Raw genomic sequence first — 14,362 nt, 5'->3', positions numbered from 1 at the left:
ATCTTTGCATTGGATTCGACTTTGCGCTAATTCAAGATTGGGTGTGAGTGTTTTAGATAAATGTTTTACATCTTCATTATATGATAAAACATATTACAAAAAACGAGATATTTTAATATTACGAATTAAATGTATATTTAAGATGGAATACAAAAAGTCTTTTTTATATAAACTTGTATTTAGATAAAATTATATAAAAAAAATATTGTTAATAACGATATTCTTTATTTTCCTTTTCTATACGTTATATCCTCAGGCTATTTCATTCTTTGGGTATTCTTTCCTTTTTACATCTGGGGTATTAGGACTTATTTTATATCTGTATAATGGAAAACCTTTTGATGAGGTTATAACTATTTTTTTATCATATATTCCATTTGTATTAGCCTGTCTTATCACTGCATACTTAACTCCGTTTAGAGATGCATACATGATGGACTATACAAAAAGTCAGTTTGCTTGGATATTTGGGTCATATTTAATTGTCACTTTTTTCTTTATTATACACCCAAGAGGGAGTTTTACACTATTCTTGTACTATATTGTTGGAGCGATATTTGCACAGTGTGTAATCTCCATAGCTATGCATCAAAATGCTACAATTAGAGATTTCTTCAATTCGTTGCAAATGATGGATATGGTTGCTCTTGCAAAGCGACAAGAAACAGAAGGTGCTCGTTTGTTAGGATATGGTGTTGCCTTTTTTGGAGCAGGTATTTCATGTGGTTTTGCTCTTATTGTTTTAGTATATATCATATTAAAGACTAAGCTGAATCTAATTTCGATTCTTTTAATCGCTAGTGTATATTGTTTTATTGCATATGTAGGACTTCTCTCTGCAAGAACAACCTCCATTGGGCTTTTTGCAAGTATTATTCTTGCTGTAATTCTAATTTTTACGAGTGGTAAAAAGAAAGTTCAGAAAGGACAATTTTTTAGGTTCTTGGCTGTTGCAGCTTTGTTTGGATCAATAGGTCATACACTTGCATATCTTTATTTTCCTGAGTTTGCAGATTGGGCATTTGAAGCTTTTATTAATTATAGTAATACGGGAGAGTTTAGAACTGCTTCTTCTGATGGATTGGAAAATATGTTTCAATTACCACATACTTTTGATCAATGGTTGTATGGATGGGGAGTTATGGAATTCTGGGGTAGTGATGTGGGGTATACTCGTTTGTTATTCTATGTAGGGTTACCTGGTACATTAGCTTACTTTTTTTATCAGTTTATGCTGGTGAAAATGTCTTTTACCAATGATAGAGCATTTACTTTTACATTGTTGGTAATGTATGCATACAACTTGGCACTGAATTATAAGGGACTGTCAGATTTGAACTTATTCATGTATCTCTTTATATTCTACTTTCTTCATTACAGATATTATATTTACACACCACAATTATACCGACTTGGAAAATTCAATTCGACTAAACTTCGTTATGCCGTTCAAAGCTCGACGCCCCGCAGGAGGGTTTAGAGTTATGTATGAATATGCAAATAGGTTATCAGATTTGGGGTATGATGTGCATATTACCTATCCTCTGAAAACAAGATATATGGAATATCGACTGCCATATCTTTTACGTTATGTTTTATCATATATAGAAGGATTTAGAACTAGTAAATGGTTTGATTTTAGGCCTAATATTTCAATGTCGTATGCTAATACTATAAATAATAGAAGTGTAAAGGATTCGGATATTATTATAGCAACATGGTGGGCAAATGCTGTAGAAATGGGTAAGTTGGAAAGTCGCAAAGGAAAAAAGATAAACTTTATCCAAGGGTATGAAAACTGGATAGGACATGAAGATGAATTACATGCTTCGTATAATATGGAAGGTGTAACCAACATTGTAGTTGCCTCGTATTTAAAAGAGATCGTTGAGAAGTACACTCAAAATACAACACTTCTTATTCCCAATGCAATTGACAAAGATAAATACAAAGTCTTAGAGTCTATAGAAGGACGAAAACCAGCTTCAATTTGTATGTTGTATTCTATACAAGAAATAAAAGGTTCGAATTATGGACTTGAAGCTTTGGCACAAGTAAAAGAAGAGTGCCCTGAGTTAACTGTTGATTTATTTGGAATATGCCCAGAGCCAGAAGACTTACCAGATTGGATTACTTTTTACCGGGATCCTAAAGATTTATGCCTGATTTATAATAGAAATGCTATATTTATATCAAACTCTTTAACAGAGGGGATGGCATTAACGCCTATGGAAGCCATGTTCTGTGGTTGTGCAGCTGTATTAACCGATATAGAGGGGCACGCAGAATATGGAAAAAATAATGAAACGGCATTGTTATATGAAGCTAGAAATTCAGACGAATTAGCTAACAAAGTGATGAGTTTGATTGTTAATAATGAAAATCGAATATCTTTAGCAAAAAGAGGGAATACTTTTATACAGCAATTTTCATGGGATATTGCTGTCAACAAAATGGATAAGATTATTAAAAGCTTAGTCAAAAAATAAAGATTTTGAGCTTGCTGTTACTCTGAAATGCATAATATTCAGAATAATTAGTTAGAGCTATGGAGTGTAGTAATGAGTATTTTATATTACTAAGAGTTTAGATGAAAAGAAGAGTTGCAATTTTAATTCGGGTATATGATCGTATTGAAGATTTGAAATATAATCTTCAGATAATAAGACGTACATGGACTGAGTTTGATTATCATATAATTGTTATTAGTAATGGTTACCCCGATGGTTATCGTATTAATGCTGAATCGGTCAGCCTTATAGATAATCTTATTGTATTAGAGCATAATGCGGGACATAAAAAAGGCAATTCTCAATTACTTATAGAAGGTCAGAAGTATATTCCTGTGGATTGCGATTATACAGTTATCTTAGAAGCTGATACATGGATGTATACTGATCGAACAGTAAAAGAGTATGTCGAATTCATGGAAGAAGCCTCTAGTGTGGTTTGGTCTAGTGCCGATTGGTACGATAAAGATTACGCTTTGGCTGTAGATTTTGCTGTAATAAAATCAGATTTTATACGTCAAAATCCTAAATTGTTTGATTTTGAAATATATCCAGAATGTTATATTGCAAATTATTTGAGAGATGCCAATGTGAGATTTAAATGGATAACAGAGAATATGCCTGTACATGTACCTAGCTATGTGTCTAAGTATCCGTATGTGGATGACTCAACGCAAAGGAGATTCTATGTTTTTCCAAAATCAAAGATGGTTACTCACCATATTGAATTCCTAAAGGGAGGAATGCCTCAAAAGAAACGCTATTTTAATACTATTGCTAATTACGATTTTTTTGAAGAAGAGCCTGTGTCTAATAAGGGGTGGGAGAGGTTCAAAATGTATTTTTGGACTCGCTTAAGTTATCTTTTTATTAAAAAAAGCTGGTTTCAAAAGAAATATTATAGAGATATTACCCAATAATATATGTTTGTAGTAAATGGTCGATTTTTAACACAGAAGCCAACAGGTGTTCATCGGTTTGCTTTTGAGATGTGTAATAAACTTCATGAACTTGAGGTTGATTTCTATGTGGCTGTGCCAAAGGAAATTAATTCTGACTACAAATTTAATTTTAAAACTGTAGCATGTGGATCGATGGGCTCACACCTTTGGGAGCAGATTAGTTTACCTAGGTATCTTAAACAACAAGGAAATCCTTTACTTGTAAGTTTTTCGGGTTGTGGCCCTCTAAATTATTCGAATCAGATAATTACTATACATGATGTGTCGCACGAGAGACATCCCGAATGGTTTTCTAAAAACTATTGTCGGTTTTATGGTTATATGATGCCTCGAATAGGGAAAAAGGCGCATGCAGTTATTACCGTTAGTGAATTCTCTAAGAAAGAAATTGAAGAGACTCTTCAAATTGCAGCTGAAAAAATTTATATAATCAATTGTAGTATTCCTTCTTACCATAAGGTTGATAATATATCAATTGAACATAGTGGAGAGGCTGAAAGCTATATAGTATCGGTTTCGTCAATGGATCCTCGAAAGAACTTTATTCGTTTGGTAGAAGCTTTCAATAATATAGAAGATAAGTCTATAAAGCTATATATTGTTGGTATGCAATTCAAAGCATTTAATACTCCTGATATGCAAAAGCTTATTAGCGAAAATGTTATTCTTACAGGATATCTTGATGATGAGTCTTTACAAAAGATGTATAAGAATGCTTTATTTTCTGTATATCCCTCTTTATATGAAGGATTTGGGATTCCACCTTTAGAATCCATGTCCTATGGTTGCCCGGTTATAGTATCTGACATACCTGCTTTGAGAGAAATCAACGAAGATGCAGCTTTATATACCGATCCTTTAAATGTTGCGGATATGAGCTCTAAAATGGATTTGCTGATTCGTGATACTCAACTCAGGAAGGAATTGAGCCAAAAGGGTAGGCTACAGGTTCAAAAATATTCATGGGATAAGTCAGCCCAACAAGTTTTGGAGTTAGTAAAACGATATTCATAATTTACTTTGTTATGAAAGTAGGCTTATTGATTCATGCGCACACTAATCCTGAGCAACTTGCTCGATTGGTATCTCATCTTAGACATCCCAATGTGGATATCTTTATAAATGTGGATGGAAAAGTTGATATCGAGCCTTTTAAGGATGCTGTAAAGAATGTGTTTTTTCTGAATGATAGGGTAGAGGTTGTTTGGGGGAGATTTTCTCAATTGCAGCAAATACTTAACTCATTCAATGAAATAACCCATACAAAAGCTATATATTCTCACATTTTATTTATTAGTGGGTTAGATTATCCTATTGTACCCATATCTGAAATAGTAGAGTTTCTGAATAATAAGCCTAATAAAAGCTATATAGATTCTTTTAAGTTGGGAACCGATGATTGGTCTAACTTAATGAGAAAACGTTTTGAATATTGGTTCTTTTTGCCTGAAAAAGACATAAGGAACAATCATATTATAAAGAAGATACTTCAAAAGCTTGGCTTTAAACGTAAATATCCTTTTACTGAAGCGTATTATGGTTCGTGCTGGTTCACTTTATCTACGGAAGCAGTGAACTATTTACTAGACTATACGGAGAGAAATCCGAAAGTTGTAGACTTTTTTAGATATACGGGATGTTCGGACGAGTTGTATATACAATCAGTATTATTAAATTCTCCTTTGAAAAAGGATATGGAGAACGAAATTTATCGTTTTTTTGATTGGGGTGATAAAGGGAAAAGTCCCAAGGTACTGACATCGGAAGATTTCCCTAAAATAGAAGCCTCTAAAGCTTGGTTTGCACGTAAACTAGATATTAATATTGATAGCCAACTTATGGATATGTTAGACAAATTAAATGCTGAAAAACAATGACTCTAGGTAAAGTATCAGTTGTAACTGTTGTGTATAATGCAGTGTCTATCATAGAAGAAACTATTAAAAGTGTACTTGATCAGACATATTCTAACCTAGAATATATTGTTATAGATGGAGGCTCAACGGATGGAACAGTCGAATTAATTAGAAAATACGAAAACCAGCTATCCATATTTGTAAGTGAGCCAGATAAAGGTATTTATGATGCGATGAACAAAGGGATAGAAAGGGCCACGGGGAATTGGATTAATTTTATGAATGCCGGTGATCATTTTTACTCTTCGACTGTGGTTACAGAGATTTTTGATACACAGGAAGATTACTCTAAATATGCTACGGTTTATGGAGATGCAGAATATCGATTAAAAACTTTTTCGTATATACGACAAGGTTACGAGTGTGATAGAGACCATTTCATGCCATTCTCGCATCAGGCAGCTTTTGCTCGTGCCGATATTGCAAAGAAGAATAAATTCGATTTAAAGTATAAGATTGCTGCAGATACAGAGTTTTTCCTTCGATTAAACAGAGAAGGTCATCTATTGAAGCATGTTTCTGTTATTGTTTGTTCTTATGATGCCTCGGTGGGTATAAGTATGAATAGTGAGGTGAAGCATGCGAAAGAATTTGTAGACATGCAAATAGCATATGGTGCTCCAAATGACTCTCCTTATTTCAAAAAATATATAAGAAATGCTTATATCAGGCAATTTATGAGAAGTTTGATACCTCATTTTATATGGGAAAGAATGAGGGAAAATAAAATAAAGAAGCAAACCGATATAATAATAAAAGAGATCTAATTTAGATCTCTTTTATTATTTCTATGAAAGGCGTAATGTTGTAATATTTATTTTTTAAGTAAGGTCTGTGACCTTATTTAATTGGTCTTTTCCCGTTCCTCAATCTCTTCATACATTCTATCGTTCTTTGGGCGAATAAAAAGGCGAAGTGAAACATCGTATGTAACATAACTCCATACCCAATCGATAAAAACAGATACTTTGTTTTTTATTCCTACAATAGAGAGAATGTGCACCCATAGCCATAACCACCATGCAACGGTTCCTCCAAAATGGAGTTTCCATATATCTGCTACAGCTGCATTTCTACCGATGGTAGCCAATGAACCTTTGTCTTTATATACAAACTTCTCTTTTACGGTATATCCCTTAGCTTCTTGATTTAGATTTTTAGCTAAGTTTCTTGCCATTTGCATTGCTACTTGAGCTACTTGTGGATGTCCTTTTGGAGAACTGTTCGATACAAGTAAACAAGTGTCACCAATAGAATATATGCTGTTGTGACCAATAACATTATTGTATTCGTCTACCAGTATACGACCTCTATTATAAGATTCTTCCTTTAATCCGACTAAACTATTTGGTTTAACACCTCCTACCCAGAAAACATTGTGTGTCTGAATTTTTTCGCCGTTAGATAGTTCTACATCAGGTTTATTGTAATCCTTTACAGATATATTCTGGTGGATAATAACACCTCTATTACGTAATGTTTCTTCTGCTTTTGCAGAAGCTTCCTCTGACATTGCAAATAACAAGCGTGGAGAAGCATCTACTAAGTGTATCTCCATCTTATTAAAGTCTAGCTCAGGATAATCCTTTGGTAATATAGTTTTTTTCATATCAGCCAAAGCTCCCGATAACTCAACACCTGTTGCTCCACCACCAACAATAACGAAAGTTAGCAATTCTCGTACCTTTTCGTCTGTTCTGGCACTTAGTGCTTTTTCGAAACTGAACAGAATTCTATTTCTAGCAAGTAGCGATTCCGAAATAGATTTTAGAGCATATGTAGATTCTTTAAGGCTGTCATTTCCAAAATAATTGGTGTCGCAGCCAGTTGCTATTATAAGGTGATCGTATTTTAGAGATCCTATACTGGTCTCAATGATCTTTTCATCAGCTAAAACTTGTTTTGCATAACAAGTTCTAAAGTGAAAATCTTTCTTCCTTTGAAAGGTTTTGCGATGGGGATACGATATAGAGCTAGGCTCTAAGCCTCCGGTTGCTACCTGATACATCAAAGGTTGAAACTGATAGTAATTTACTTTGTCAATTAAAACTACTTGATAATAAGCAGAGTCTATTTTGCGAGCTATTTCTAAGCCGGCAAAACCACCTCCGATTATAACGATTCTTTGTTTTGACTGACAGTCCGGTATATTTGCGATTGCTTCCATTTATCTCATAGTTAAGGTCTCAGACCTATTTGTTGTCTATCTAAGCATAATAAGCAACTGTTAGTTATGACTGTAGAATGTGACAGTAAATATTATAATTACTTTAAATAAATGAGTTATGCAGAATGCTTGTTTTAAGCCTCTTTTTTGCTCTTAGCTCTTTCTCTGATTACTTCAACTATAGCTGGTACAATCGAAAGAAATATAATTGCTACCATTAGTAGCTTAAGATTTTGTTGTACCCAATCGATGGTACCTACGAAATAACCTAAAAGTGTAAATAACACAACCCAGATAACACCTCCTATAACATTATAGGCTGCAAAATGTTTATATCCCATATGTCCCATTCCTGCAACGAAAGGCGCGAATGTACGAACGATTGGAACAAAGCGAGCTAAAATGATTGTTTTACCGCCATGCTTTTCGTAAAATTGATGGGTTTTCTCTAAATAGCTTTGTTTAAAGATCTTGGAATCGGGATTACTAAAGAGTTTCTCTCCAAAGAAACGCCCGATTGTATAGTTTACTCCATCGCCTAAAATCGCGGCTGCGATGAGTATTATATTCAAAATGATAATGTTAAAATCGCCGGTAACATTGGATGCTGCTAGAGCTCCTGCTACAAATAGGAGAGAATCTCCTGGAAGGAAGGGAGTTACTACTAAACCTGTTTCGCAAAAGACGATTAAAAAGAGAATAGCATATACCCATACGCCATAATTTTCAACTAGTTCTAATAAGTGTCTGTCGATGTGAAGGATAAAATCGATAATAAAGTGTATAAATTCCATTGATTAAGTAGTATAAACAACATCAATATTAATGCATCACAAAGATATTGCTTTTTTACGGTTAATGAAATAGAATAGAATGCTAAAATGCAGTTATATTAAGCTTTATCTATCTATTTGGAATAGTTATATGATTATTATCCGATGTTATGAAAAAGCTCTGAATACAACTAGTTTTCCGGTAGTTTCTATCGAAAAGGAGGTGCTTATTGATTCATTTAGAGTAGCTTGCCACCAATTTGTAAATACTCTTTTTTGTATGGGGTATTTGAGGTTGTTGGTTGTTACTTCGCAAGGAGAAATGCAAAATATTGAAATTTGTTGCCCTGGATAAGTTTCAAAAACACTTGAAGTGTTAATTGCATTGAATACACCATGGTTTGTGACCATACATATATCATCAATATAATCTATATAGTCGGCTAATAAACCAATATTTGCAATACTATGATCTTCTCGTTGCCCTGTAGCTCCAAGAATAATCAAGTCTTTTTTAGCTTGAGATATGCAATATTGTACTGATTTTGTAAGATCATTCGTTTCTTGCTCTTCTATCTGAATAATGAGGTCTTGGAATTTCTTTTTATTGGTTTCAGATAATGAGTCGCAGTCACCTACAATAGCTTGAGGTACTATATCTGTATGAGCTAAATTATTAATAGCACCATCGCAACAAATTATATAATTATTATTGGTTAGAATAGATAGTGCAATGTCATTTGTAGGAAATTCTCCATTAGCCAATATTATAGCGTCAGCTTTAGTCGATAGAGTGGGGTATTTATATATTTTCATTTATTTCTTTAATTATCATCTTTTTCCATCTTAGGTATCCAAATACAGAAACTATACTGTAAACAAGGTACATAACGGAAGTGGGGTATAAGTCTTGGTATAAATATAAAAAAACAGATACGATGTTTATAACAATGAGTAATAGCCATTGTTCAACATATTTCTGAGCCAGCATCCACATGGCTACAATGCTAATTGTAGTAACAAAACTATCGCCATATACAACTCCACTATCGGTATAAGTTTGTAAAACAAATACTATAATGCCAAAGATAATGATAGTGGCCACTGTAAGAGGTAATAACAATCGGGCAGGGGCATGGAGCAGTCCTATCTCATTTGTTGTATCAGCGTCTTCAACAGAAGGCTTATGCCATTTTATCCAACCATATATTCCAGCCAAAATATAGTAAATATTTATACATGCAAATGCATAGAAACCGGCATGTATGAATACAAAAGTGTAAAAAGATGACATGATAATGCCTGCCGGCCACATTTTGAGATCGGCCTTATATTCATAATAGAGATATAGGAGCCCAACAATAGCTCCTATAATCTCTACCCAATTCTCTTCAATAAAATTTATAATAATTTCCATTTACTTTTATATATGTCGTAATAGGAGTAGTCTTTTTGTTTTGCTTATCAAAGTAATAAAAAAGGTTTGTAACTTGATTAAAATCTAATACCTAATTTGGCCATTATATTGCGGGGTGCTTGAGGGAATAAGCCGGTATATACAATTTGTGTATTGTCCTCAAACTTATCGGTAGACACCCACGCATTAGCTACATATTCTTTATTAAATACATTGTTTACAAAGAATTGAAGATCAATTTCTCCCATTTTTTGTGTTTTGAAGGTATACCCGATAGCCAGATTGCTTACAAAATAATCAGCTAATTGATTGTTTTCGTTAGAGGTATTGTCATAATATTGTTTTCCAACATATTTACCAATAAGTGCAACAGACAATTTTTTATAGGGTGTAACAGTAATTATTCCACTACCAACAACGTTAGGAGAGAAAGAAATATCTGTTGATTTGAAATGCTCTGATGTTTGACCTACTAAATTCCAATCTGTTTGATTATCATATAAATCGAAATAGGCAGTATAGTCTTTTATTTTATTTCTGCTTATAGTAACATTAGCATCCAAACGTATCCATTCTGCAAATTGATAAGCTCCTATCAACTCTAAACCTAAACGATAGCTATCAGGTACATTTTCCATCAGTTTATAGCCTACATCGTTTAGTTTACCTGTTTGAACCATCTGATCTTTATACTTCATATAATAGATATTGGCATTAAAAGAGGCTCCAGCCGAAGCATATCTATAGCCAAATTCATAATCTAGCATTTGCTCAGGCTTGATGCGTTGAAAGCTACCTCCCTTTACTGATTCTTTTATATCTGTTCGCAAAGGTTCACGTTGAGCAAAAGATAATGATGCATATACTTCATTCTTAGTATCAAAGGTATATGAGAGTCCACCTTTAGGGTTGAAAAAGCTAAAATAGTTATTATTAGTTATATCTTGCAGGTCATCATCAATGCCTTTCATTCTATAATCAATATAGCGGTATTGAAGATCTCCGAACACAGATAAACCATTGGTTACTCTATATGATCCTTTCATGAAAATATTAAATTCTTTCTTATTTGCATCATTTCTATACCATTCGTAGTTAGCCGGAATGTTTTGATTGAGTTTAGACCATTTAAGCTCTCCATAGTGATCTCCAACAAAAGAGGATACCATAACCCCTCCAACCAAGCTTAATTGGTCTGTAATGTAGTTTAAAGTAGCACTACCGGTATAGAAATTATTCTTCATCAGTTTTTGTCTGATAATATCAGAAGACTTATATAAGGAGTCATTCACCAACTGAGGAGCTAAGCCAAATTTCTTGAATTTCTGATCCATTTTATAATTCTCATAATATCCATATCCATGGTTGTAATTAAATCCTACATTTAATGACAATTGCTCACTTATAGTGTTCGAATAGGTTAGCTGTACTATGTTAGAATAATAATTGTCTGTTTCGTTATCGTAATATTGTACATTGCCAGCGCTGTCATAAAATCTACCAGCAGTATTATATCTACGGTCTACTTTCATTTGCTCGGGGCTGATTCCTTCCCAAGTGATTCCTGTGTGCTGAATACCATTGATGTAGCTTAATTTTAGCAACTGGTTATCAGTATAATAAGATAGTGCTGCGTATGCGGAACGATGGTTTACTTTACCGTTACGAATATATCCGTCTCCTGTTACACGCGAATAGCGTCCATCAAAAGAAAGACCATTTTTGAGAATACCACTTCCTGCTGCGATAGTGGATGTAAATGTATTATAACTACCGATGGCAGTAGACGCTTCTCCATATGCTTCGGGCTTTGCTCCTTGGCTTTTCATCGATATACTGGCACCAAAAGCTCCGGCTCCGTTGGTTGAAGAACCCACACCGCGCTGTACCTGAATACTTTGTAGAGAGTTAGATATATCAGGGATATTTACCCAATATACTTCTTGACTTTCTGGATTATTGAGAGGCATTCCATTCAAGGTTACATTGATACGCGTAGCATCTGTACCTCTTATTCGTAGAGAGGTATTTCCTACTCCTGAGCCATCTTCGGAGAAAGCAACTACGGAAGGCATGGTTTCCAGAATATAGGGGATATTCCTTGCCGCATTGTTTTCTTTTATTTTTATAGAACTGATATTCGAGAATGCGATGGGAGCACGTTCGTTAACTCGAGTTGCTGATACAATAATCTCACTTAGATTTACTTGTTTCAAGCTGTCTGGAATTGGAATTTCTATTTCCTCAGAGAATAGAGAAACGCTAGATAGAAAAACAGTGAAAGATATTATTTCCTTTTTCATTTAAATAATAATGATTAGTGATAAAATGCAGAACATTTCATCGAGCTTAATAAATAAAAAAGGGGATTACGAGAAGTTTACCTTATTGTGAAGTAGTATGCATTGTGCACGAAGCATATCTATTTCCCTACGCCGGCATTATCCGGATCAGGTTATATGGGTATAATCTCAGCCTTTGGGGCACCCCTAGATCAGGAGGCAAAGATATAAAAGAATAAGAAACAACAGCTCCAGTAATAGTTAAAAAGAGCATGGATAGAGTAGGGGACTGCATTATTGTTTATTATTAGAGGGGATATTTCATTTATAATTTGTATTATTGGTATACTATAATGAACTACCTTAGTAGTTTACCTATTTTAACCCAATAAATCTAATATTGTTATGCATGCACGAATTTTAATTTTATGTTTATTCTTTTCTCCATTATTAAAAGCTCAGGAGGTGATTGATTTTACTTTGTTTACAGATATCCATCAAGATATAATACATGATGCCGATATTCGATTGAGAGATGTCTTTGAAGCTGCGGAGAAGAATTCATCACAATTCATTATTCAATTAGGTGATTTTGCTATGAGAAAGCCTGAAAACAAAGAGTTTGTTGAATCTTGGCTTAACTACCCATTGGAAAAATATTCCGTTCTAGGGAATCACGATATGGATATTGGTACAAAAGAACAGTATGTTGAATATTTGAAAATGAAAGCCCCTTATTATTATTTTGATAAAGGTATATTTCGTTTTATAGTCTTAGATACCAATAATTTTATAGATGCCAATGGGGAAGAAATAGATTATGCAGATGGTAATTATTATGGTAAAAAGAATGATAGGATATCGTCAAAACAATTAAATTGGCTAGAAGCTTTATTAAAAGATAAAAGTAAACATATCGTTTTATTTACTCATGCACCTGTTGATGGGGCACTTGATGATAATGAGAGTTTTGTAGCTTTAAGGAGTATTTTAAATAAAGCAAGGCTTGATGGTGTAACTATTGTAGGTGTATTAAGTGGTCATAATCATGTCGACTGTCATACAATAAGAGATGGAATAAACTATATGCAGATTAATAGTGCAAGTTATGTATGGGTTGGAGAAGAATATGCTGATAGAACACGTTTTCCTGAATCAGTTTATCAAACACGTTCAGCTTTGCCATATACAGTTCCATATAAAAGTGCTTTATATGCAAATATATCAATTGATTCTAAAGCTCGTCAAATATCAATTAAGGGCTCAAAAAGTTCTTTCATACCACCTTCTCCGCAGGAATTAGATAGACCTGAACAAATTAATAATCTAACACAAGATAAAGTTGTAAGTTCTGCCCTGATAACAGATATAACTTACGCATATTAAGAACTAAAAGAGAGTAGGGGTTTCCCTTAAAAAATAAAAGCAGTCTTATTCTATAAGACTGCTTTTATTGAATTTATGAGTTTTGATTAGTAACGTGCACTAACTACGTCCCAATTGATGATTTTCCAAACTTCAGCTAAGTGATCAGCACGACGGTTTTGGTAATCTAGGTAGTATGCATGTTCCCATACGTCAATTCCTAAGATTGGAGTTAAACCTTTTACAACAGGATTGCTACCATTTGGTTCTTTTTCGATAGATAGGTTACCGCTAGCGTCTTTAGCTAACCATACCCAACCTGATCCAAATAGTCCAGCACCAGCTGTATTGAATTCTTTTTGGAAGTTTTCAAACGAACCAAATTTAGCTGTAATAGCTTCAGCTAATTTTCCTTTAGGAGAACCACCTGTTCCAGGAGTTGTAAATGAAGCAAAATATAGGTCGTGATTCAAAATCTGACCAGCATTATTAAATATAGCTCCATCACTTTCTTTGATGATAGTAATAAGATCCGAATTTTCGAATTTAGTTCCTGGTACTAAATTGTTCAGATTGTTTACATACGTTTGAAGGTGTTTACCATAATGTAGTTCTACAGTTTGTTGACTGATAACTGGCTCTAAAGCATTTGTTGCATATGGCAACTTAGGCATTTCAAATTTCATAGCTTTTGTACTTTTATAATCGTTATTATTATTTGTTTGATCCTCCACGTTTAAATTAAAACTAAGTAAAGTCATCAGAAAGTAAGAGATAATCGTAGTCATATACTTGTTTTTTTTTAATTAAGCATTATACAAATTAAACAAATCTATTCGACATTTGTTTGAAAATCGCTTTCATATTTATATAGATTGTTTCTAAGTCAGCATTGACAGAGTATATTCTTTAACATAATACTTTAATTTACTATGCTTTGAATAGGAGTCTTTGAGTGATTATTACTAAA

General features: G+C 33.6%; 13 protein-coding genes and 1 riboswitch. Of the genes, 7 read left to right on the top strand and 6 right to left on the bottom strand.

Annotated features, from left to right (window positions below; all coding sequences use genetic code 11):
• Positions 1-205: 205 nt before the first annotated feature.
• From HGC4_RS13200 to HGC4_RS13175, 6 genes are all read left to right on the top strand, one after another.
• Positions 206-1,480: a hypothetical protein gene (locus tag HGC4_RS13200; protein ID WP_157258292.1), complete on the top strand. Its 1,275-nt coding sequence runs from the start codon at positions 206-208 to the stop codon at positions 1,478-1,480.
• Complete coding sequence (locus HGC4_RS13195) at positions 1,443-2,489, top strand: glycosyltransferase family 4 protein (RefSeq protein WP_242047150.1); 1,047 nt, start codon at positions 1,443-1,445, stop codon at positions 2,487-2,489. Before HGC4_RS13200 ends, HGC4_RS13195 begins: the two co-directional genes overlap by 38 nt.
• A 101-nt stretch (positions 2,490-2,590) precedes the next feature.
• Complete coding sequence (locus HGC4_RS13190; protein WP_050710609.1) at positions 2,591-3,430, top strand: glycosyltransferase; 840 nt, start codon at positions 2,591-2,593, stop codon at positions 3,428-3,430.
• Between the two features lie 3 nt (positions 3,431-3,433).
• A complete protein-coding gene (locus tag HGC4_RS13185) occupies positions 3,434-4,486 on the top strand; it encodes a glycosyltransferase family 4 protein (protein ID WP_050710608.1) in 1,053 nt (350 codons plus the stop codon).
• 11 nt (positions 4,487-4,497) lie between these two features.
• Positions 4,498-5,349, top strand: a complete 852-nt coding sequence (locus tag HGC4_RS13180) for a beta-1,6-N-acetylglucosaminyltransferase (protein ID WP_050710607.1) — start codon at positions 4,498-4,500, stop codon at positions 5,347-5,349.
• A complete protein-coding gene (locus HGC4_RS13175; protein ID WP_050710606.1) occupies positions 5,346-6,155 on the top strand; it encodes a glycosyltransferase family 2 protein in 810 nt (269 codons plus the stop codon). Before HGC4_RS13180 ends, HGC4_RS13175 begins: the two co-directional genes overlap by 4 nt.
• A gap of 77 nt (positions 6,156-6,232) precedes the next feature.
• On the opposite strand, the gene HGC4_RS13170 is transcribed toward HGC4_RS13175, so the two are convergent.
• The 5 genes from HGC4_RS13170 to HGC4_RS13150 form a co-directional block, all read right to left on the bottom strand.
• Positions 6,233-7,555 carry an NAD(P)/FAD-dependent oxidoreductase gene (locus HGC4_RS13170; RefSeq protein ID WP_050710605.1) on the bottom strand — a complete coding sequence of 441 codons (1,323 nt, stop codon included), beginning with the start codon at positions 7,553-7,555 and terminating at the stop codon, positions 6,233-6,235.
• Between the two features lie 134 nt (positions 7,556-7,689).
• Positions 7,690-8,340 carry a DedA family protein gene (locus tag HGC4_RS13165; RefSeq protein WP_221406877.1) on the bottom strand — a complete coding sequence of 217 codons (651 nt, stop codon included), beginning with the start codon at positions 8,338-8,340 and terminating at the stop codon, positions 7,690-7,692.
• A 156-nt stretch (positions 8,341-8,496) separates the two neighbouring features.
• The gene (locus tag HGC4_RS13160) at positions 8,497-9,144 is read right to left on the bottom strand and encodes a thiamine diphosphokinase (protein WP_050710603.1); all 648 of its coding nucleotides are present in this window, start codon (positions 9,142-9,144) and stop codon (positions 8,497-8,499) included.
• A complete protein-coding gene (pnuC, locus tag HGC4_RS13155) occupies positions 9,131-9,745 on the bottom strand; it encodes a nicotinamide riboside transporter PnuC (RefSeq protein ID WP_050710602.1) in 615 nt (204 codons plus the stop codon). The genes HGC4_RS13160 and pnuC overlap by 14 nt, the downstream gene beginning before the upstream one ends.
• Positions 9,746-9,822: 77 nt before the next feature.
• Positions 9,823-12,048: a TonB-dependent receptor gene (locus HGC4_RS13150; protein WP_050710601.1), complete on the bottom strand. Its 2,226-nt coding sequence runs from the start codon at positions 12,046-12,048 to the stop codon at positions 9,823-9,825.
• 107 nt (positions 12,049-12,155) lie between these two features.
• A riboswitch (TPP riboswitch) is annotated at positions 12,156-12,243 on the bottom strand.
• Positions 12,244-12,432: 189 nt separating this feature from the next.
• Between HGC4_RS13150 and HGC4_RS13145 the strand changes: the two genes are divergently transcribed.
• Positions 12,433-13,413: a metallophosphoesterase family protein gene (locus tag HGC4_RS13145; protein WP_050710600.1), complete on the top strand. Its 981-nt coding sequence runs from the start codon at positions 12,433-12,435 to the stop codon at positions 13,411-13,413.
• Between the two features lie 86 nt (positions 13,414-13,499).
• Here the strand turns inward: HGC4_RS13145 and HGC4_RS13140 are convergent, their stop codons facing one another.
• Positions 13,500-14,156, bottom strand: coding sequence for a superoxide dismutase (locus HGC4_RS13140; protein WP_050710613.1), 657 nt, complete (start codon positions 14,154-14,156; stop codon positions 13,500-13,502).
• Positions 14,157-14,362: the final 206 nt, after the last annotated feature.

Source organism: Dysgonomonas sp. HGC4 (assembly GCF_001261715.1).
Lineage (GTDB): Bacteria > Bacteroidota > Bacteroidia > Bacteroidales > Dysgonomonadaceae > Dysgonomonas_A.
Note: the sequence above shows the minus strand (reverse complement) of the source record. Positions and strands in the feature narration are given on the sequence as shown.